This is a genomic window from Mesorhizobium sp. M2D.F.Ca.ET.226.01.1.1 (assembly GCF_004022705.2).
Taxonomy (GTDB): Bacteria; Pseudomonadota; Alphaproteobacteria; order Rhizobiales; family Rhizobiaceae; genus Mesorhizobium.
Genome location: NZ_RZOY02000013.1, coordinates 47,745 through 68,562, shown reverse-complemented (window position 1 = coordinate 68,562; position 20,818 = coordinate 47,745). Strand labels below are relative to the sequence as shown.

Genomic DNA, 20,818 nt, shown 5'->3' with positions numbered 1-20,818 from the left:
TTTGTTTTGATGCATGTCGTTGTCCTAAAACCGCTACGCGGTTTTGGCGAAATGGCTAAACAGTCCCAATCAGCATGAAGCGCGTGTAATTTTTTGTCGGCAGTTCACCCGAGAACCGCACCTCGCGTAGCGCCGCCATTGCTTCGAAGGCTGCTAGTGAAGCCACGCAGTTGATGTGCGTCGGCTCGCTGAAATAGTCATTCGATTGCAGCAGTACATTCGTGCCCCGCGGGAGCAGGGCAAGCCAGGCGCGCAGATCGGCTATGTGTTCGCAGCTCGTATTGATCACCAGGTCGGGCCGCCCGGCCGCATAGTCGAGTGCGTACATATCGGCCGTCAGCGCCTGGAACCGGTCGCCGGCTTGCCGGTTGAGGGTCCGGGCAACCGGCGCGACTTCGGGATCGATGTCGATGCTGTCAACCGTCGCGATGTCGAAGCGGGCGTCGTTGAAAAGCATTGCGGGCAATATGCCGTACCATCCACCCAAAACCCATATGCGCCCGAACCGGCCGCCGCAGCTTTCGAACAGCCTGTCAAGCGCCCACATCTTGCAGGCGACCTGCTTGTGGTTGAACGCGTTGGCGATATCGGCCTGCGGATGCTTGGCGATGACGCGCGCCAGCCCTGCCACGAGAGGGTGGTCGACATAGGCAGCAATTCCCCGCGTGAGGTCCAGGGCTTGCTCGTGCCCGTCCATGCCGGCATTGCGTGGTTGCGTGACATCCATCATATTCGTCTTGTATTTCGGGATTTCGGGGGACACAACGCAATCTTGCCCCGCCAAGCCGCTTCGCAGGCTTCGAACGTGTCGCCGGCTATGATTGCCGATGCGCCGTTCACCAGCTGATGCTTCTACTTTGTTCCCTAAACTGAAGGTCCACAGTCGCATATGGAACCCAGCCTAGCTCGCTATATCTGGACGCACACCAAGAAGCAGCAGCTCTGGATATTGGTTATCGTCTTGCTTTCGATGATCCCGTATTTCATGTCCTTTGACCTGCCGAAGCTGATCGTCAACGGCCCGATCCAAGGCAAGGGGTTCGAGCAACCGGGCGCGACCCACCCATTCATGAGGCTGCACTATAACCTGCCGTTCATCGGAGAGGTCCAGTTCTTTCCTGGCTTTCAGCTCGACCGCACGACGACGCTGTTTGCCCTGAGCCTTGTGTTCCTCCTGCTGGTCATCATCAACGGTCTGTTCAAATTCTACATCAACACCTACAAGGGCCGCCTCGGCGAACGCATGCTGCGGCGTATCCGCTTCGATCTGGTCGATCGTGTGCTGCGGTTTCCGCCGCGTTATTTCAAGCGCGTGAAATCCGCCGAGGTGGCAACCATGGTGAAGGACGAGGTGGAGCCGCTGGGCGGTTTCATCGGCGATGCTTTCCTGCAGCCGGTGCTGCTCGGCGGTCAGGCAGTGACGGCCATGCTGTTCATCGTGGTCCAGAACTTCTGGCTCGGAATGATCGCGGCCGTAATCGTGTTGGTCCAGATCGTGCTCATCCCGCGGATGCGGCGGCGGCTGATCGTGCTCGGGCGCAAACGGCAGTTGACGGCGCGCGCGCTTTCGGGCCGCGTCGGCGAAATCGTCGACGGCATCGGCGCGGTTCACGTCCACGATACATCAAACTACGAGCGCGCCGACATAGCTGCCCGGCTCGGGCTCATCTTCAAGATCCGCTTCGATCTTTACCAATGGAAATTCATGGTGAAATTCCTCAACAATTTTCTCGCGCAGATCACGCCGTTTCTGTTCTACATGGTCGGCGGATATCTGGTCATCCAGGGGCGGCTGGACGTCGGCCAGCTCGTGGCCGTGATCGGCGCCTACAAGGATCTGCCCGGACCGATGAAGGAACTGATCGACTGGGATCAGGACCGGCAGGATGTCCAGGTCAAATACCAGCAGGTCGTTGAACAATTCACCGTCGACGGTCTCATTGCGCCGCGAATCGGGGCATTGACGATCGACAATCCCGGTCCGATGACCAACCCCCTGTCGGCGATCGGTCTGTCCATGGCAGACGATGGCGGCGCAATGCTCCTCGACCGTATCTCCCTCCAGGTCAAACCCGGGGAGACGGTGGCGCTGGTCAGCACCTCAACAGGTGGAGCGGAGGCGCTTGCAGAGGCCTTCGCGCGGCTGAACTGGCCCGAAAGCGGAAGGGTCGCCTCGGGCGCCGACGACCTGCTTGAACTCCCCGAAGCAGTGACCGGCCGGCGCATGTCCTACGCCTCGTCGGATGTTTTCCTGTTCCAGGCAAGCCTCCGCGACAATCTGCTCTACGGGTTGAAGCATGCGCCGCTGACATCGGTGACTTATGACGGTGCCGCGGCGGACCAGCACCGCTGGGACATCCACGAGGCGCGCCGGTCGGGCAACCCGGACCTTGATATCCACGCCGACTGGATCGACTATGCTTCCGTCGGCGCTACCGGCCCGCATGACCTCTTTGAAGCCGTGCGCCAGGTGCTCGACGCGGTTCTTCTTTCGCGCGACATTCTGGATCTAGGCTTGCGTTCTTCGGCCGACCTCACGCGTCACACGGAGCTTGCCGGGCGGATCGTTGAACTGCGTGCGGCGCTGCGAACCCGGCTGGAACACGAAGGATTGAGTGGACTGGTGGTTCCTTTCGAACCGGGCGCCTACAATAAGGAAGCAACGATCGGCCAGAACCTGCTCTTCGGCGCTGCCGCCGGCCCGGAGCTGGCCGACAGGGCTCTGGCGGCAAATCCCTATTTTGCTTCCGTGCTGAGGCAAGCCGGCCTCGATCGCACGCTCTACGAAATGGGCTTGGAGATCGCCGAACAGGCGATCGAGCTGTTTGCCGACCTGCCGCCCGATCACCAGTTCTTCCAGCAACTCGCCTTCATGAGCGCCGAGGAGATACCAGCCTACGAAACCTTGCTGCAGCGGCTCAAGAACCGTCCCTACGAGACGGTCTCGGAGAACGACCGCGCCATGATCGTCACCCTGAGCTTTGCCTATATCGAGCCCCGGCATCGCTTCGGCCTGCTGGGCGACGAATTGATGAACAAGATCGTTGCCGCACGCAACCGGTTCTATGAAGACTTGCCGCCCGAGCTGCAAAATGCGGTCGAACGCTACGATCCTGCCAAATACATTGCCGCGGCTACAGTCATGGACAATGTCCTGTTCGGGCGTCTGGGCAGCAACCATCCCGACGCGCCGGACCGCATACGCTCCATCGTCTACGACATTCTTGATGAACTGGGGCTTTATGGCGAACTGCTGGATGTCGGTTTGGACTTCAACGTCGGCGCCGGCGGGAGGCGGCTGACCAGTGGACAACGACAGAAGCTCGATGTTGCCCGAGCCCTGCTCAAGCGGCCCGATTTTCTCATTCTCAACCGGCCGCTGTCGGCGCTCGACCAGCGCGTACAGGAGAAGGTGCTGCAAAATGTGCTCGAGGAAGCCAGACGCGACGGCCGTTCGCCGGCAATTGTGTGGGTCGTGACGAATCCGGCAATGGCGATGATGTTCGATCGCGTTGTCGTCTTGGACTCGGGTCGTTTGGTGGAAGACGGAACACACGAGACGCTTTTGGCGGGGGGCGGTATTTTCAAGGAACTGGTGTCATAGAGCATTGGACATTCAGATGGGATCATTCCGCCGGTGGGAACTTTGCTGCAAGGTCAAGGGGATTGAGCTTTCCGGCTGGTAGGGCTCGCCACCTCAAGTGGTTCGTATCGCCACCCGGAAACGGAATTGATTTCATCTGGGCGCCGGTTGTTCTAGTCTGGCAGACGTGAATTTTGGGAGGTTTGCGACAATGCTGCTCAAGGATGAGGTTGGAATGCTGCAACGCGTTCCCTTGTTCTCCGGCATAGAGTCGGCAAAGCTCAAGCTGCTTGCGTTCACATCCGATCGCGTAAGCTACAGCGCCGGCCAGATCCTTTTCCGGCAGGGCGATGAGGGAGACGCCGCCTATGTCATCCTTTCAGGCAAGGCGGATATTCTGGTCGATTCCGACAGCGGACCGATAAAAGTTGCCGAACTGCTGCCAAATTCGATCGTTGGCGAGATCGCCATATTGTGCAACAGCTCCCGCACGGCCACCGTCAGAGCCGCAAGTCCGGTGGAAGCCTTGAGAATTCGCAAGGATCATTTCCTAAGGCTTATGAGGGAGTTCCCGGAGATGACCATCGAGATGGTGCGGGTCCTCGCCGATCGCCTAAGCCATACGACCGCGGATCTGATCGACGCACGGAGCGCCAAGTAACCAGTGACGCGCACTTAATTCTCGCCGTCGTGATGGCTCCGGCTAGCATGGGCGACTGGACCGCGAAGGAGCAGCATGGAGGACGACGTTTTCCTGGTCAGGTTTTGGGGGGTGCGCGGCAGCATTTCGGTATCGGGGCCAGAATTCTCCCGCTATGGCGGCAACACGATCTGCATTGAGATGCGATGCGGTAAGCATACGCTTCTGTTCGACGCGGGCTCTGGCCTGCGGCCTGCCGGCCGAGCGCTTCGGGCGTCGGGCGTAACCGATTTCGACCTGTTTTTCACCCACTGCCATTACGACCACATCATCGGACTGCCGGCCTTTAAGCCGATCTACGATCGGAGCTTCAAAGTCAGGCTCTGGTCCGGGCATCTCGCAGGACGCATGACCACCCGGCAGATCGTCGATGAGTTCATGCGGCCGCCTTGGTTTCCGGTGAGACTGGACGTCTGCAAGGCAAACCTCGACTACCGCGACTTCGTATCAGGAGACGTGCTTGCGCCGCGCGAAGGGGTGGTGATCCGAACCGGCAGTCTTACCCATCCCGGTGGCTGTATAGGCTATCGGGTCGAATGGGGCGGCCGCGTCGTGGCGGTGATCACAGACACCGAACACGAGCCGGGCAAGCTCGATCAGGCGGTGCTCGGCCTCATCCAAGCTGCCGACCTCGTCATTTACGATTGCACCTACACTGAGGAGGAAATGGAGCGCTACCGCGGCAACGGGCACTCGACATGGCAACAGGGCGTCAAGCTCTGCGAGGCGGCCGGTGCGCGGGAGCTTGCGCTGATTCACCACGATCCGGCACGCACCGACGAGGAATTGGACGAGATCGAGAAACTGGCCAAGGAAAGGTTTGCCGGCGCTTTTGCCGCACAGGATGGCCAGACGCTTGAATTTCCAGTCTTATCGCACAAAGCGCGCTGAGCTATTTTCCTCTATCTTCTGGTTTTGACGCAATTCCGGACGGAAAACCGCTCACACTTTTCCTGGAATTGCTCTAGCGGCGCCGCGCCCGATCAATGTCCTGATCGGAAGCCATGTGCAGGCTTCAGTCTGTGCGGTGACCGTGAACAGCCGTTCGAGGAAAAGCCAGGCCGATTCATCATGCACGAGATGGTGGGTGAGCAGGCCGACCGGCTCGCCGCCGTCGAATGCGTTCCGCAATTGCGCGATGATGGCCTGAACCAATATGCCGTGATCGCGGCAACGGCGCGTGCCATGCCAATCCATGATGTCGACATTGCTGTTGATGACCGCCAGCGAAGCCGGCCTCGGCGGCCCATAGACCGACAACGCTGCAAATCCGCTCGATCCAAGCTCGAACACCAAGCCGGCGTCGATCCTGTTCCAGGGCGGCACCAGCAAGGGAACGGCACGTGCGCTGTGCAGGCCGGTTATGCGTGACAGCCCGCGAGCCAGATCATCGAGCACCGCCTCGCGTGGCCGATGCGGGCCGAGCTCCTGCTTTTTCTGGCCCTCCGGCGCATGATTTCGGTGCGCCCAGCCATGAATGGCGACTGTGGCATGCGGCGCCTGGTCAAGCCGGGCGACAAGCTTCTCATCAGTCAGGGCCGGAATGACGGCCAGAGTGACCGGAATGGCAAATTGACCGGTGAGGTCGAGCAGCCGGTCAAGCGCAGGCGTCGGATCCACGGCGTCATCGTCGCGCAGCCAGAACTCCGCCTTGCGGTCCGCCCGTTGCCAGCGCGCCAGTTCTTCCACCAAGGGTTGCCACGTGTGATCGGCTGTCATGAAACCGGGATCTTCGCGAGAAGTTCTGCCACACGCGCTGCCGCAGCACCGAGGGAGCGTTCTTCGAGGACGAAACGTCTGGCTTCTGCGGCCATGATGGTCCTTTCGTCGTTACGGGCCAGAAGCCTTGCAATGGCAGAAGCGAACGCCGGCACATCGCCCGGCGGGGTGAGAAACCCGGCTTGGCCAACCCGCACGACCTCCGGCACACCGGCGATGTCCTGAGCCACCACCGGAAGGCCGGCGGCCTGTGCTTCAAGATAGGCAAGGCCATAGGCCTCGCCGAAACCCGGCCAGACGTAAATTCCCCCACTATAGAGGACATCCGGCACGGCGGCCGGCTCAATCGCGCCAAGCCATTCGATACGGTCGGCGGGCAAGCCGGCAAATTGCGCTTTGACCTCGTCACGGGCAGGGCCGTCCCCAACGACCGACATGGTCCAGGGGAGGTGACCGATCGAACCGAGCGCTTGCGCCAGCATACGATAGCTTTCGAGTTTGTCGCCGGGCCGCATCATGGCGACGGTAACGAGATGCGTCGGACAACCCCGTGCCGGCGTTTCACGGAATGCCGATGTGTCGATGAAGGGCGAAAGCATGCCGAAAGCAGCGCCGGGTACCACATCCGCAAGTCCCTTGCGGTCCCTTTGCGTGAAGCAGATGTTCAGCGCCGCCTGTTCGACGGCTCGCGCCACCAACGCTTGCGTATCAGCCCACAAACCGGCGTTGCGCCGCCTCGAATAGGACGCTTCCGCTGTCACATAGGGGACAGCAAAGGCCGCCACCAGCTCGGGCGCGATCAGGTCGGGCGCCTTGTAATAGGGATGATAAGTGAACCAGAGATCGGGCTTGCCGTCACGATCCCAAAGCTTTGTTAGCCGCGCGGCTTCCTCCCGGGCCTCGATCTTGAGCGCATCGAAACTTTTCGGCTCCGGTTCGCGTAGATAGAAGCGCAATTCGGATGCCAGTTCGACGCTATGTCCGCCATGCTCCAGCGCGTTGATCAGCGCCCGTGCCATCTGGCGGTCGCCGGAGGCAACGGGATCATTGGGTGACTTCAGCGGCGCGTAGAAGGCAATTCGCATCGCCGGACCCTATCATCGGAAAGCCGGCGCAAGTCAATTTCGAAGCATGATCGACTTCACCCTTCAAGCAGTGGAATGTGCTATCTGATGCCCATGGAAACAGTTGCCGCGTCCGACCCGTTTGTCGCTTCCCTGCCGGTCTTCGCAAAGTTCGAAAGCGTTGCCGATATCGACAACTATCGGCCTCTCCCCGATGACTGGGCGCTGGCCACCGCCGACATCGTCGGCTCGACCAAGGCGATCGAGGCTGGGCGCTATAAAACCGTCAATATGGCCGGCGCCAGCGTCATTTCGGCGCTGCTCAATGCGCTGGGTCGGCAAGATTTTCCCTTTGTCTTCGGCGGCGACGGCGCGCTCGTGGCGTTTCCCGGCTCGGCGTTGGAGATCACCCGCAACGCGCTTGCCGCTGTCCAGAGATGGGTGGCGGATGAACTGGACCTGGCCCTGCGTGCCGCAATCGTGCCTATAAGTGATATAAGAGCGCAAGGACTCGACGTTCGCGTGGCGAGGTTCCAGGCCTCCGAAGCGGTCTTCTATGCCATGTTCGCCGGCGGTGGCGGCAGTTGGGCGGAAGCCGAGATGAAAGCGGGGCGCTACCGCATCGATCCCGCGCCGGCCGGCGCGAGGCCGGATCTGACCGGCCTCTCCTGCCGCTGGAACCCGATCGAAGCCCGGCATGGCGAAATCGTCTCGATCATAGCCATACCGGGAGCGTCGCGCGACTTGCGCGGCTTTCAGTTGCTGGTTTCCGACATCATCGCCCTTGCCGGCAGGCAGGAGCGCGATGGCCACCCCGTACCGGCGGACGGGCCGGCCTACAGTTTGCTGCCCGCCGGGCTCGATATCGAGGCGCGGGCCACGGCGCCGGCTGGACGGCGGTGGCTGACGAAGCTGTGGGTGGTGTTCCTCATGACGCTTACGGCTGTCACCGATAGATATGGCTGGACGATCGGTAGTTTCGACCCGAAGGTCTACAAACGCGACGTGGCCAGCAATTCGGACTTCCGGAAGTTCGACGACGGCTTGAAGATGACCATCGACGTTGACGCGGACGTCTTACAACGGATTGAGAACCGGCTGAAACAGGCGGAAGAGGCGGGCATCTGCACCTATGGCCTGCACCGCCAGAAATCGGCCTTGATGACATGCCTCGTCGCCTCACCGCTGCAGCGCGATCACCTTCATTTCATCGATGGCGGGGCCGGCGGCTATGCGATGGCTGCCGCAAGCCTGAAGGCGAAGGTGCCGGTTTGATGATGGCTTGCGGAAACCGATCTTCCGCAATATGCCTCGGCCATGGTCCTTGAGACCAAGTGAGCCTCGCCACGGGAACGGACAGCCTGTCCGAATTGACGGGAAAGCAGATTTTTGGACGCCTCACGATCGATATATGACCGTCTTCTGAACCGGATTTCGACGCGCTCCGCGCAAGTCGGCGTGATTGGACTGGGCTATGTCGGATTGCCGCTGGCGGTTGCGGTCGCACGCGCCGGCTTCTCGGTTTCGGGCTTCGACATCGAAGCCCACAAGGTCGAGAGCCTGAACAACGGCCAATCCTACATCGAGGCGGTGACGTCGACAGCCCTTGCCGGCCAGGTGGCGAGCGGACGGTTCCGCGCCACTGCGGATTTTGCGGAACTGGCCGTCTGCGAGGTCATCATCATCTGCGTTCCGACGCCGCTGACGAAAAACCGTGAGCCGGATCTCTCCTTTGTCAGGAACACGGCAGGCACCATTGCGAAGCATCTGCGTCCCGGCCAGCTCGTCGTGCTGGAATCGACCACCTATCCCGGCACCACTGACGACGTGATCAAGCCCATACTGGAAGAAACCGGCTTGCGGTCGAAGATAGACTTCTTCCTCGGCTTCTCGCCCGAACGCGAGGATCCCGGCAATCGCAGCTTTGAAGTCGCGACGATCCCTAAGGTCGTGGCAGGCGACGGCATCGAAGCGGCGACGCTCGTGCAGGCTTTCTACCATGGCGTGGTAAAGACCGTCGTTCCGGTTTCCAGCACGGCGACCGCCGAGGCGGTCAAGCTGACGGAAAACATCTTCCGCTCGGTCAACATAGCTCTCGTCAACGAGTTGAAGGTCGTGCTCGGTGCGATGGGCATCGACATCTGGGAGGTGATCGAGGCGGCAAAGAGCAAGCCCTTCGGCTACATGCCGTTCTATCCCGGCCCCGGACTTGGCGGGCACTGCGTTCCGATCGATCCCTTCTACCTGACGTGGAAGGCGCGCGAATACGAACTGCCGACCCGGTTCATCGAGCTGGCGGCAGAGATCAACACGGCCATGCCGCGTCATGTGGTCGATGAACTGGCGAAGGCGCTGGACCGGCGCTGCGGCAAGGCGCTCAGCCGCTCGCGCATTCTCATCGTCGGGCTCGCCTATAAGAAGAATGTACCCGATATCCGCGAAAGTCCCTCATTGCGGCTCATTGAACTCATCGAGGATTGGGGCGGCAAGGCGGAATTCCACGATCCGCATGTTACCGAGATACCGACCACACGGGAGCACATGGCGATCAAGGGGCGCCGCTCGATCGAATTGACCGAGGCGGCCCTGAAGGATTTCGATGCTGTCGTCGTTGCAACCGACCACGACGCGATCGACTATCAGACGATCGCTGATCACGCTCCTTTGATCGTCGACACACGCAATGTTTTTGGCCGCCTCGGGCTGGACCGAGAGACGGTGGTGAAGGCCTGACGGCATCGGAGCCGGCGAATTTCTTGCGCGGTGTCAGGATCGTGGTTGCACTCCGCCGGCTGCCTCGCCACATAACGCCACGGAATACAGATGCTTTTACGCCTTCCCCTTTGCCGCAAGGACAGTCATCGGGGAAGTCTTCGCCGCTTTGGCCGCCGAGGCCGGCCTGGCTGACTTCGGGTGTCTTATCGTTGGGTGGTTGACGGACGGTGTTATGGCAGATCAAAGGATAATGGTTCCGTCTTCCGACGGGTTTCGAGATAGAATGAGCACATCGTACGCAGAAATTTCCACCATTCTCATGGATAAGGTTGCCGATTGGCTGAACGAATCGGCGCTGGCGGGCAACGACCTGGAAACATTGGTAAATGGCTTTTGCGAACGGCTGGCTGCTGCCGGCCTGCCGCTGAAGCGGGTGCATTTGAGCTTCTCGATGCTTCATCCGCTTTATGACGCGCTTGGCTTCACCTGGATTCGCGGCCAGGGCATGGAAGTGGAAGGCTTCCGCAAGGAGGCCGGCGTGCCGTCCGAGAGATTCCTGACCAGCCCATACTACCATCTGCTCAGCAACAAGCTCGACCATCTGCGACGCCGGCTCGACCCGTCCGTAGTATCGGAGTTTCCTGTTTTCGATGACCTCCGGCTTATGGGCATCACGGATTACATGGCTTTCGTCCATCCCTTCAGCGGCAACAGCAGTCAGGGCATGATGGGGTCTTGGTCCACCGACAGCGCCGCGGGCTTCAGCGACAGTATGATTTCAGCTCTGCTGCGCATCCAGAGCCATCTCGCTATCGCCACCAAGATGGCGGTGCTCACCAAGCTCGCCGACAACATGATGACCACCTATCTCGGCGGTGACGCCGGCAGACGCGTGCTTGACGGACAGATCAAGCGCGGCGAGGGCGATACAATCCGGGCCGCATTGGTCATGGGAGATATGCGCGGGTCGTCGAGGCTTGCCGAAACCGCCGGCCGTGAAGTCTATATCGATACGCTGAACCAGTTTTTCGACGCCGTTGCCGCACCTTTCAATCGCAACGGCGGGCAGATCATGAGTTTCATTGGTGATGGCTTCATTGCCGTCTACCCTTGCGAAAGGCACCGTTCGCAGTCCGAGATCGCCTGCCAGGCTGCCCTTGCGGCCGCGCACAAGGCCAGCGCGCGCATGATGGATCTCAACCTGCGCAGAAAGGAGCAGGGGTTGTCCGACATCAAATTTGGTATCGGCCTGCATGTCGGCAATGTGATGTTTGGCAATGTCGGGCTTACCGATCGGCTGACATTCTCTGTCTTCGGCTCGGCTGTGAACGAGGTCCAGCGCCTCCAGACCCTGACCAAGAAATATCCGCACAGCGTTCTGGCCAGCAAAGACTTCGCCGGCTATTGCGGCGCCAACAGCTGGCTGACGCTCGGCAACGAGGAACTGGCTGGCATCAAGAAGCTGACGGTCCTTTCCCCCGATCTGTCGGGAGCTCTCGCACCCGATGAAGACGGTGCGCCGGAGTATGCTCACGACAGAAGATCGGACGCCGAGCAGGTCATGCTGCTTCATCGCGATGCCGCGCGGATGGCGGCGGGCGACCCGAGCAAGCTCCAGTAACCGCCACAATCTGGCCCGATCGCCTTTGGTAGCCAGTTCGGTCGTCGGTTCCGTCGCTGGCGACCGTTTCGAATCCAAGTTGCTCTGGGCTGGCAATGCGCTAGTCTCGCTTTCTGGAGCTGCCAGAGTGGGGCTGGTGTGAGAATGAATTCGGGTGTCGATCTGCTGCGGATCGAAGACGTTGGCATCTCTTTTGCCATCATCGGGGGGCCGTTGCATGCCGTCAGGCGTGCAAATCTCCGCGTTCTGCCCGGTAAGGTTACCGCGCTTGTGGGCGAGTCAGGTTCCGGAAAATCGGTTCTCAGCCAGGCCGTGATGGGCATTTTGCCGAACACAGCCCATGTTCGCGGCCGGATCCTGTTTTCCGATCCTGAGAACCCCGGCACGACGCAGGATATTCTCAAGATGCCGCGTGATGGGCCCGAAATCCGGGCGTTGAGAGGCCGCCGCATCGGCAAGATCTTTCAGGAGCCGATGACATCGCTGTCGCCGCTGCACACGATCGGCAACCAGGTCAGTGAATCCCTGCAGATTCATACGCCCATGGCTCGGGCGGAGCGCAAGGCACGGACCGAGGAAATGCTGAGCCTTGTCGGCTTTCCCAATCCCAAGCGCGCCTATGACATGTATCCCTTTGAACTTTCAGGAGGATTACGTCAGCGTGCCATGATCGCCATGGCGCTTATCTGCCGGCCCGCTCTGTTGATCGCCGACGAGCCGACGACGGCGTTGGATGTCACCATCCAGGCGCAAATCCTGCAATTGCTGCGCGGGCTTCAGACCAAGCTGAACATGGCGATGCTGCTGATCACGCACGACCTCGGCGTGGTCGCCAATGTCGCCGACGAGGTGGTGGTCATGTACCATGGCGAGATCATGGAGGCGGGACCTGTGGAGGCGATATTCCGCCGGCCAGGCCATCCTTACCTTAAGGGGCTGATGGCAGCCGTTCCGCATTTCGACCTGAAGCCTGGCGAACGACTAAAGGCGCTGCGCGAGGTGCCGGTGAATGTCGGGAACCTGCTCGGCAAGCAGACCGCGCCGGCATCGAAGGGGCCGGACGACATCCTGCTGTCGGTCAGGGATCTGAAAAAGACCTTCACCATCCGCAAGTCCGGATGGTTCGGCGGGGATCATCAAACCTCCGTTCGCGCCGTGGACGGCGTGAGCTTCGATATAAGGCGGGGTGAGTGCCTGGGTCTGGTCGGCGAAAGCGGCTCCGGCAAAACCACCGTCAGCAAGATCCTCATGCGGGCTGTCACCCCAAGCGGCGGCTCTGTGATCTTCAACGGCCGCGATGGACCGATCGACGTCCTGGAAGGCGAGGGAGACGCCCTGCACACGCTCCGCGCGAAAATCCAGATGGTCTTTCAGGATCCGGTTTCGTCGCTTTCACCTCGCATGACGGTGGAAAACATCTTGAGCGAGCCGCTGGAAATCCATCAACGTGGCAATGCCGCGTCCCGGTTAGCCACGGTCAAGAGCTTGATGCAGGCAATCGGGCTCGATCCACGCTTCATCAAGCGGTATCCGCACAGTTTCTCCGGAGGGCAGCGCCAGCGTATCGGCATCGCGCGCGCGTTGGCGCTGGGGCCTGAACTGCTGATCTGCGACGAGCCGGTTTCGGCGCTCGATGTCTCTGTCCAGGCGCAGATCCTGAACCTTCTGAAGGACCTGCAGAAGGAACTGGGCCTTACCTACCTGTTCATATCGCACAACCTGGCTGTGGTGGACTACATGGCAGACCGCATCGCTGTGATGTGCGGCGGGCGTATCGTCGAGCTTGCGCCGCGCGAAATTCTGCTCAGGAAACCGATCCACCCCTACACGCGCTCACTGGTCGCCGCAGTACCTTTCCCCGATCTCGACAGGCCGATGGATTTCAAGACGCTGAAGCTCAGCGGCGCTTCCGACACAAGCGCATGGGGACCGCAATTCCGCGACGAGGGCGAAGAGGACGTGCTGTCGCCGCTCGATCTTGGCGGCGGCCACCTCGTTCTGGCCCGACGCTCGGCCGATGCCAGCGAGCTACGCCATTGATCAGCCGGCGCGCCCTCCTTGGACTGATGGCTTCGGCATTCGTGCCGAGCACTTTGCGCGCCGGCGATCTGGAACCGGAATTTCTTCAGCCTCTGCTGAAGGCCCTGGCGCTGCCGCCACTCGCCGAACGCTTGCCCAAGCGCCCGCGCGTGTTGAATCTCGCTGCGATGGGCCGGCAGCCCGGCCAGTATGGCGGCACGCTGCGCACGATCATCGGCAGCCAGAAAGATATCCGGATGATGACCATCTACGGATATGCTCGCCTGGTTGGCTATGACGAAAAGCTCAACCTGCAACCCGACATTCTCGAAAGTTTCGACGTGGCGGACGATCGCGTCTTCACTTTCAAGATACGGGAAGGACATAAATGGTCTAACGGCAGCCTGCTGACGCCGGAGGATTTTCGCTATTGCTGGGAAGATGTCTGGCTGAACGATGAGCTTACGCAGGGCGGGCTCCCCCCGACTCTGCTGGCGGACGGCAAGCCGCCACGCTTCGAGATCGTCGACCCGCTGACGGTCCGCTATAGCTGGGATGCGCCCAATCCCGACTTCCTGCCCAAGCTCGCTGCCGCTTCGCCGCTATCGCTTGTCCTGCCGGCCGCCTATCTCAAGCAGTTCCACAAGAAATACCAGGATCCGTTCCGGCTCGCCGGCCTGATGGAGGAGAACAGGGCCAAGAAATGGACGCTCCTGCATATCCGCATGTCGCGGCAGTATCGCCCGGAGAACCCGGAACTGCCGACGCTCGATCCCTGGCGGAACCGGACCAAGCCGCCGGCCGAGCAATTCATCTTCGAGCGGAACCCATTCTTTCATCGAATAGACGAGAATGGCCGGCAGCTGCCCTATGTTGACCGGGTAGTCATGAATGTGAGCTCGTCGGCAATCATTTCCGCCAAGACCGGTGCGGGTGAGAGCGACCTGCAATGCATGGGAATCGACTTTGCCGACTACGCCTTCCTGAAGGACGCGGAGAAGCGCTACCCGGTGAAGATGCATCTGTGGAAACGCACACAGGGTTCGCGGCTGGCGCTGCTGCCCAACCTGAATTGTGCCGACCCGGTGTGGCGTGGCATTCTTCGCGACGTGCGCGTGCGCCGGGCGCTTTCGCTTGCCGTGGACAGGCGCGAGATCAATTTGGCGGTGTTCTACGGATTGGCGCAGGAAAGTGCCGATACGGTCCTGCCGGAGAGCCCGCTCTACCGGCCGGAATTCGCGAAAGCCTGGGTCGCCCATGATCCCGACCAGGCCAATGCCCTGCTCGATGAGGTAGGGCTTCAGAGGCGCGACGATGACGGTCTGCGGATCCTTCCCGATGGACGCCCGGCGCAGGTCATCGTGGAAACGGCCGGCGAAAGCACGCTGGAAACCGACGCGCTCGAACTCATCACCGATCACTGGCGGCAGGTCGGCATCGCCCTGTTCGTCCGGACTTCGCAGCGCGATATCTTCCGCAGCCGCGCGCTAGGTGGCGAGATCATGATGTCGATTTGGTCGGGCATCGACAATGGTGTACCGACCGCCGATATGAACCCCTCCCAGTTGGCCCCCACCATGGACGACCAACTGCAATGGCCGCTCTGGGGTGCTCACTACCTGTCTCACGGCACGGTCGGGGAGGCGCCCGATCTTCCGCCTGTCGTCGAGTTGATGGCTTTGCTCAAGCGCTGGAACGTTTCGACCGAAGCCGCGGAGCGCGCAGAAATCTGGAATTCAATGCTGTCGATCTACACCGATCAGGTGTTTTCGATCGGCACGGTGAACGGAACGCATCAGCCGGTTCTGGCGTCCTCGCGGCTGCGCAATCTGCCTGACAAGGCGCTCTACGGCTACGACCCGACCGCCTATTTCGGTGTCTATATGCCGGACACATTCTGGCTTGGAGAGTCCTAAGCGTGCTTCGATATATTGTCTGGCGCATTGCTGTGATGGTTCCAACGCTGCTGATCATATCGGCGCTGGTGTTCACGATCATCGAACTTCCCCCGGGCGACTATTTCGACAGCTATGTTGCAGAGCTTCGGGCTCAGGGCGAAGCGGTGGATTCCGATCGCATCCAGATGATGCGCAAGGAGTATGGTTTCGACAAGCCGCCGGTCATTCGCTACTTCTACTGGGTCGGCGGAATGCTGCATGGCGATTTCGGCTATTCCTTCGAATATGAGCTGCCGGTTCGCGATGTCATCGGTGACCGAATGTGGCTGACCGTGCTGGTTTCCTTCGTCACGATCATCTTCACCTGGCTCATCGCCTTTCCGATCGGCATGTACTCAGCCACCCATCAGTACAGCTGGGGCGACTACGGCCTGACTTTCTTCGGCCTTCTTGGCCTTGCCATTCCGAATTTCATGCTGGCGCTGATCCTGATGTATTTCGCCAACATCTGGTTCGGCACGTCCATCGGCCATCTCATGGACCAGCAATATCTCGGCGAGCCGATGAGCTGGGCCAAGGCGAAGTCGATCCTCGCCCATCTCTGGATCCCGGTCTTGATCATCGGCACCGGTGGCACGGCAAGCATGATCCGGCGGCTGCGCGCCAATCTGCTCGATGAGCTACACAAGCAATATGTCGTGACCGCGCGCGCCAAAGGCCTTCATCCGTTCAAGGCGCTGGTCAAATATCCGCTGCGCATGGCGCTCAATTTCTTCATTTCAGACATCGGCTCGATCCTGCCGGCCATCATCTCCGGCGCCGAAATCACGGCGATCGTGCTGTCTTTGGAAACTACCGGGCCGATGCTGATCAAGGCGCTGCAAAGCCAAGACATGTATCTGGCGGGGTCATTCCTGATGTTCCTCGCCTTCCTGACGGTCATCGGCGTCCTGATTTCCGACCTGGCGCTGGCGCTGCTTGACCCACGAATTCGCTTGCAAGGCGGCAGCACCAAATGAACACGCAATCGCCGCTGCCCGCTCCGGGTGCTCCACTGCAACACTACGTTTCCATCGCGCCCTTTGACCTGCAGTCGGTCGAGGCGATGACGCCTGAGCAGTCGAAAGTCTTCCAGGCGTCGCAGTTGCGGCTGATGTGGTGGAAATTCCGACGGCACCGGCTTGCCCTCATTTCCGGCATATTCCTGGCAGCGCTTTATCTTGGGATACTGATCTGCGAGTTCCTGGCGCCTTACAATCTGCACACGCGCAACATGGACTACATCTATTCGCCACCGCAGCGGGTGCACCTGTTCCACAACGGCCAGTTCGTCGGGCCGTTCGTCTATGGCCGCCAGATGACGCTGGATATGGACACGCTCAAGCGGAACTATGTGGACAAGCAGGATGATGTTCAGCGGATCCGTTTCTTCTGCAAGGGCGACAGTTACCTGTTCTGGGGCCTGATCGAAGGTGACAGGCATCTTGTCTGCCCTGCCGAAAACGGCCAGCTGTTTCTAGCCGGCACCGACAGGCTGGGGCGCGATGTGCTCTCGCGCATCATCTACGGCGCACGCATTTCACTGACGATCGGCCTTGTCGGCATCAGTTTCAGCTTCGTCCTTGGCATCATCATCGGGGGGCTGGCCGGCTATCATGGCGGTATGTTCGACCTGATCGTTCAACGGATCATCGAAGTTCTGCAATCGATTCCCAGCATTCCGTTATGGCTGGCTCTGGCGGCGATCATGCCGATAACCTGGAGTCCGATCCTGATCTATTTCGGCATCACCGTCATCCTCGGGCTGCTCCACTGGACCGGGCTGGCGCGGGCCGTGCGATCAAAGCTTCTGGCCTTGCGCGAGGAGGACTACGTTCTAGCCGCGCAATTGATGGGCGCCAGCAGCAGCCGCATTATCCGGCGGCACCTCATCCCGGGCTTCATGTCGCATCTGATCGCGACGGCGACGATCTCCATCCCCGGCATGATCCTGGGCGAGACTGCGCTGAGCTTCCTTGGGCTCGGCCTGAGGGCGCCGATAACCAGCTGGGGCATCCTGCTCACCGAGGCGCGCAGCGTCAGCGTGATCGCGTTCTATCCATGGCTGCTTTTGCCGATCCTCCCCGTCATTCTCGTCATCCTGGCATTCAACTTCCTCGGCGACGGCTTGCGGGACGCGGCGGACCCCTACAAGTGACATCGCCGCCACGCCGCGCACCGGTTCGCCCGCTCGACCGGTACGACGCTTGTCGGCAGCCTGTTTGATTGTTGCAGGGTTCATCGTTCGCCTCTATGTCTGCCGAGAAGCGATCGGGGCTGAAGACGTCGCCCTCGGGTTTCACCCGTGAACCGCTCTGGTCGCGGGCATTTTCAATTGCTGAGCTGGTTCAGGACACATAGACGCATATGAGTCGCCTCGATAATTTCATCAGCAGGATGAGCGCACAGCGCGACATTCTCAATCAGATCTGCCCCGAGGTGGCGAAGATGGAGGGGCCGGTGCTCGAGCTGGGCCTCGGCAATGGCCGCACGTTCCACCATCTGCGTGAGCTCCTGCCCGGGCGCCGGATCCTGGTTTTCGACCGTGAGGTTGGCGCGCACGCCAGTTCGATTCCAGACGCTGAGAATCTCGTGCTCGGCGAGATCCGCGAGACAGCGGTCAGGTTCGTCGGCATCGACGCCGCTCTGGTTCATGCTGACATCGGCACCGGCTATGACGATCGCGATGCGATAACCTCTACCTGGCTTCCGGGCCTGATTGCGCGCCTGCTTCGCGTCGGCGGCTTCGCGGTCAGCGGCACGCCGCTCGATCACCCGCTGTTGCAACGCCTCCCGCCGCCGACTTCGGAGCCCGCCGATCGTTATTATCTCAGCCGACGCGTGTGAGGGCGCAGACGATCCAGGCCTTCAGGGGCCGAGCCTTCAGGGGCCGAGCCTTCAGGGGCCAAGTCTTCAGGACTAAGCTTCTTCAGGGGATCGTATATACTGCTATCTCCCGCTCAATGCCGCGCAGCGAGACCTCGTGGGGCACCGGCGTCAGCGCCTTGCTGTGCAATAGATCGGCGGTGAGATTGTCGTCGACCACCGCATGAGTGGCGAAGATCGCCTGTGCGTTAGCAAGGTTCTGCACCCGCGAAGCAATGTTGACCGTCTGGCCGAAATAGTCCTGTCGCTCGTTCATGGACACGGCGATGCAGGGACCGGCATGGACTCCGATCTTGAGCAGCAGGTCCTCGCGCCCGCTCTTCTCGTTGAGCGCACGCATGGCATCGCGCATCCTGAGGGCCGCGGCAATCGCACGATCAGGCGTCGCGAAGGTCGCCATCACCGCATCGCCGATCGTCTTCACCACGGCGCCCGCCTCCGCCGCCACGATCTCGTGCAGAACTTGGAAATGCGCGCGCACGAGATCGAAGGCCGAAAGGTCGCCCACCCGTTCGTAAAGCGCGGTCGATCCGCGCAGGTCAGTGAACAGGAAGGTCAGGCTGGTGATCTTCAGGCGCTGGTTGATGTCGAGCGTATCCGTGCGGTAGAGGTCGCGGAACGTCTGATTGGTGAGCAGGCGCTTGGCGGTGAGGAAGGGCCGGCGCCTGCCCAGCAGATCGTGCAAGCCCTGGCCGGCGATGAACACCGTCGGCAGCACGCGTGTGTCGGTCCTGTTTTCCAGTGAAATGCGCAACGGGCCGGGTTGCATCTCCAGCGTCTGGCTCTGGACATGGTCGCGATCGAAGACCAGCGAAAGGCTTCGGCGCTCCTTTGTCGGCTCACCCTTCACGTCGATGAACTGCACCGAATGGGTAACCGGCTCGAAGACGATGATGAAATCGGACGGAAGCTGTACGGTCAGAACCGCCTTTTCACCGGGCGCAAGCTCGATGTCCTCCAGCGAGATATCTTCCATGATTTTCGCGAAGTCTTCATCGGGCAGATCAACGCCGGACGCCCAATAGATCTGCCGGAAATATTCCAGCGGCGGCAGCTCATGCGGATTGTGGGCTGCAATCCTGCGTATGCGGGGACTGACGGTGAATGTCACCTCGACCATCTCGTCGAGGGTCGGCGAATAGCCCGAGGCGCAAAGCGCGCATGTGTATTCGTCCTTCTGCACGGTTTTCAGCGTGGCGTTGGTGTCGAGCACGCCGCCACAGCCGGGGCACAGGACATTCCAGGAGACGTCGAAGATTCCCACCCGCGCCGCGTGGAGAAAGGCTCCTATGGCGCGCTCCTCGTCGAGCCCATGCTTGCTGGCGAAAGCCGGCACATTGATGCGGCAAAGCTCGCGGTCATCGCCCTCCGCGATAGTTCGCCTGATCGCGTCGACCGCTATCGGATCGACATCGCTCGATTGCCGCAAAAGCGAGAACAGATCCTGGGCTTCGTTCATCGTAAAGGCTCCGGAAAATGCGCCCCGGGGGCGTGTTGACCGGACCGCGCTTGGTCCGAATGACGCATTTTACTTCGAAACGGACCGTACGGCCAATTCGAATAGACAAGCACGGCGACGGTTCGATTTCCATTGGACGGATTTTCTCCGACTCCAAGCGGCACTATGATGGCGCATGGGCATCGATCTTTGGGGCTCTCTCCCATGCCGAAATCCGACAATCCGCCGTTTCCAGGGGCCCTGCGCCTTTTCTCCGCGGCCGTCATCATCGTCCTGATCGTGGGCGCCGGCCTGTTTTTCGCGCCCGCGCTGGTCAAGCCGCGCTGGCCCTGGCCCGTCACGCCGTTCAGCGCCCGCTTCCTCGGCGGCTTCTACACCGCCGAAATGGCGGTGATGGCGGCGCTCTTGTTCTGGAATCGCTGGTCGCCCGGCAGGCTGGTGCTCGTCATGGCCTTCATCTTCACCGTCATCGTGTCGGCGGCTTCGTTCATCAATCTCGGCTATTTCAATTTCGAACGAAAAGCGGCCTGGCTCTGGTTCCTGGTCTATCTTGCCTCGGCCGCGGTATCCGGGCTGTTCCTGTGGCGGGCCAGGGCCCGTCCTTCGGCAAAAGGCGTGACCTTGACCCCCGCATGGCGCGGCTACATGTCAGCGGAAACGGCGATCCTTGGGCTATACGGCATCGGCATGTTGGTGGTTCCCCGGGTGGTCAGCAGCAGCTGGCCATGGCCGGTCGATCCCTTCCACGCCCAGGTCTACAGCGCCATCTTCCTCGCCGGCGCCGGCGGTGTATATCTCCTCTGGAAAAACGCGCCGCGCGAGGAACTGCTTGTGCTCGGCCTGGCGCAGTTTCTTGTTGGCCTGCTTGCCATCCTTGGCCTGGTCATCACCGACGCTGCGGTGCACCGGATCGACTGGACGGCGACAAAGACATTATGTTGGCTCGCCCTTTTCGGCTGGATCGGTCTCAGCGGCGTCTTCAAACTCTACGCTTCCTTCGGGCATTTTAGCTCGCAATCGGCATCATAGTTTAGGGACACGACTGGATTTTCAGGTGACGTCCGGTGCATCGTGCCGGACCGATTGCCTTAGAGCATTTCACCGTTTCAAAGGAA

The 20,818-nt window shown here is 60.7% G+C and carries 16 protein-coding genes; 12 read left to right on the top strand and 4 right to left on the bottom strand.

Features of this window, described 5'->3' with window-relative positions; all coding sequences use genetic code 11:
• Positions 1-55 precede the first annotated feature (55 nt).
• Complete coding sequence (locus EN869_RS26645) at positions 56-727, bottom strand: class I SAM-dependent methyltransferase (protein WP_127229987.1); 672 nt, start codon at positions 725-727, stop codon at positions 56-58.
• Between the two features lie 162 nt (positions 728-889).
• Between EN869_RS26645 and EN869_RS26640 the strand changes: the two genes are divergently transcribed.
• The 3 genes from EN869_RS26640 (at position 890) to EN869_RS26630 (ending at position 5,174) form a co-directional block, all read left to right on the top strand.
• On the top strand, positions 890-3,604 hold the full coding sequence (locus EN869_RS26640; protein ID WP_127229932.1) for an ABC transporter ATP-binding protein: 2,715 nt from the start codon (positions 890-892) through the stop codon (positions 3,602-3,604).
• A 190-nt stretch (positions 3,605-3,794) separates the two neighbouring features.
• The gene (locus tag EN869_RS26635) at positions 3,795-4,244 is read left to right on the top strand and encodes a cyclic nucleotide-binding domain-containing protein (protein WP_127229933.1); all 450 of its coding nucleotides are present in this window, start codon (positions 3,795-3,797) and stop codon (positions 4,242-4,244) included.
• A 75-nt stretch (positions 4,245-4,319) separates the two neighbouring features.
• A complete protein-coding gene (locus EN869_RS26630) occupies positions 4,320-5,174 on the top strand; it encodes an MBL fold metallo-hydrolase (RefSeq protein WP_127229934.1) in 855 nt (284 codons plus the stop codon).
• Positions 5,175-5,225: 51 nt separating this feature from the next.
• On the opposite strand, the gene EN869_RS26625 is transcribed toward EN869_RS26630, so the two are convergent.
• Both EN869_RS26625 and EN869_RS26620 read right to left on the bottom strand, forming a co-directional pair.
• Positions 5,226-6,002: a polysaccharide deacetylase family protein gene (locus EN869_RS26625; protein ID WP_127229935.1), complete on the bottom strand. Its 777-nt coding sequence runs from the start codon at positions 6,000-6,002 to the stop codon at positions 5,226-5,228.
• Positions 5,999-7,087, bottom strand: coding sequence for a glycosyltransferase family 4 protein (locus EN869_RS26620; protein ID WP_127229936.1), 1,089 nt, complete (start codon positions 7,085-7,087; stop codon positions 5,999-6,001). The genes EN869_RS26625 and EN869_RS26620 overlap by 4 nt, the downstream gene beginning before the upstream one ends.
• Before the next feature lie 93 nt (positions 7,088-7,180).
• Here EN869_RS26620 and EN869_RS26615 point away from each other — a divergent pair, with 93 nt between their 5' ends.
• The 8 genes from EN869_RS26615 (at position 7,181) to EN869_RS26580 (ending at position 18,205) form a co-directional block, all read left to right on the top strand.
• Positions 7,181-8,341 (top strand): DUF3095 domain-containing protein, encoded by a 1,161-nt coding sequence (locus EN869_RS26615; protein WP_127229988.1) that lies wholly within the window; start codon positions 7,181-7,183, stop codon positions 8,339-8,341.
• 114 nt (positions 8,342-8,455) lie between these two features.
• Complete coding sequence (locus EN869_RS26610; RefSeq protein WP_127229937.1) at positions 8,456-9,799, top strand: nucleotide sugar dehydrogenase; 1,344 nt, start codon at positions 8,456-8,458, stop codon at positions 9,797-9,799.
• A gap of 265 nt (positions 9,800-10,064) precedes the next feature.
• Positions 10,065-11,402 carry an adenylate/guanylate cyclase domain-containing protein gene (locus EN869_RS26605; protein ID WP_127229938.1) on the top strand — a complete coding sequence of 446 codons (1,338 nt, stop codon included), beginning with the start codon at positions 10,065-10,067 and terminating at the stop codon, positions 11,400-11,402.
• Between the two features lie 144 nt (positions 11,403-11,546).
• Complete coding sequence (locus EN869_RS26600) at positions 11,547-13,442, top strand: ABC transporter ATP-binding protein (protein ID WP_127229939.1); 1,896 nt, start codon at positions 11,547-11,549, stop codon at positions 13,440-13,442.
• Entirely contained in the window at positions 13,439-15,337 is a 1,899-nt protein-coding gene (locus tag EN869_RS26595; RefSeq protein WP_127229940.1) for an ABC transporter substrate-binding protein, read from the top strand. The genes EN869_RS26600 and EN869_RS26595 overlap by 4 nt, the downstream gene beginning before the upstream one ends.
• A 2-nt stretch (positions 15,338-15,339) precedes the next feature.
• On the top strand, positions 15,340-16,338 hold the full coding sequence (locus EN869_RS26590) for an ABC transporter permease (RefSeq protein ID WP_095817435.1): 999 nt from the start codon (positions 15,340-15,342) through the stop codon (positions 16,336-16,338).
• Entirely contained in the window at positions 16,335-17,516 is a 1,182-nt protein-coding gene (locus EN869_RS26585; protein WP_127229941.1) for an ABC transporter permease, read from the top strand. Before EN869_RS26590 ends, EN869_RS26585 begins: the two co-directional genes overlap by 4 nt.
• 209 nt (positions 17,517-17,725) lie before the next feature.
• Entirely contained in the window at positions 17,726-18,205 is a 480-nt protein-coding gene (locus EN869_RS26580; protein ID WP_127229942.1) for a class I SAM-dependent methyltransferase, read from the top strand.
• Between the two features lie 82 nt (positions 18,206-18,287).
• On the opposite strand, the gene EN869_RS26575 is transcribed toward EN869_RS26580, so the two are convergent.
• Complete coding sequence (locus tag EN869_RS26575) at positions 18,288-19,703, bottom strand: adenylate/guanylate cyclase domain-containing protein (RefSeq protein ID WP_127229943.1); 1,416 nt, start codon at positions 19,701-19,703, stop codon at positions 18,288-18,290.
• A 204-nt stretch (positions 19,704-19,907) separates the two neighbouring features.
• On the opposite strand from EN869_RS26575, the gene EN869_RS26570 reads away from it, so the two are divergent.
• Positions 19,908-20,732: a hypothetical protein gene (locus tag EN869_RS26570; RefSeq protein ID WP_127229944.1), complete on the top strand. Its 825-nt coding sequence runs from the start codon at positions 19,908-19,910 to the stop codon at positions 20,730-20,732.
• Positions 20,733-20,818: the final 86 nt, after the last annotated feature.

Excerpts from the sequence above, each read along its gene's own strand:
- EN869_RS26600 (WP_127229939.1), top strand. The coding sequence starts at position 11,547 with ATGAATTCGGGTGTCGATCTGCTGCGGATCGAAGACGTTGGCATCTCT.
- EN869_RS26585 (WP_127229941.1), top strand. The coding sequence starts at position 16,335 with ATGAACACGCAATCGCCGCTGCCCGCTCCGGGTGCTCCACTGCAACAC.
- EN869_RS26615 (WP_127229988.1), top strand. The coding sequence starts at position 7,181 with ATGGAAACAGTTGCCGCGTCCGACCCGTTTGTCGCTTCCCTGCCGGTC.
- EN869_RS26635 (WP_127229933.1), top strand. The coding sequence starts at position 3,795 with ATGCTGCTCAAGGATGAGGTTGGAATGCTGCAACGCGTTCCCTTGTTC.
- EN869_RS26570 (WP_127229944.1), top strand. The coding sequence starts at position 19,908 with ATGCCGAAATCCGACAATCCGCCGTTTCCAGGGGCCCTGCGCCTTTTC.
- EN869_RS26580 (WP_127229942.1), top strand. The coding sequence starts at position 17,726 with ATGAGTCGCCTCGATAATTTCATCAGCAGGATGAGCGCACAGCGCGAC.
- EN869_RS26640 (WP_127229932.1), top strand. The coding sequence starts at position 890 with ATGGAACCCAGCCTAGCTCGCTATATCTGGACGCACACCAAGAAGCAG.
- EN869_RS26575 (WP_127229943.1), bottom strand. The coding sequence starts at position 19,703 with ATGAACGAAGCCCAGGATCTGTTCTCGCTTTTGCGGCAATCGAGCGAT.
- EN869_RS26645 (WP_127229987.1), bottom strand. The coding sequence starts at position 727 with ATGGATGTCACGCAACCACGCAATGCCGGCATGGACGGGCACGAGCAA.
- EN869_RS26630 (WP_127229934.1), top strand. The coding sequence starts at position 4,320 with ATGGAGGACGACGTTTTCCTGGTCAGGTTTTGGGGGGTGCGCGGCAGC.
- EN869_RS26620 (WP_127229936.1), bottom strand. The coding sequence starts at position 7,087 with ATGCGAATTGCCTTCTACGCGCCGCTGAAGTCACCCAATGATCCCGTT.
- EN869_RS26605 (WP_127229938.1), top strand. The coding sequence starts at position 10,065 with ATGAGCACATCGTACGCAGAAATTTCCACCATTCTCATGGATAAGGTT.
- EN869_RS26625 (WP_127229935.1), bottom strand. The coding sequence starts at position 6,002 with ATGACAGCCGATCACACGTGGCAACCCTTGGTGGAAGAACTGGCGCGC.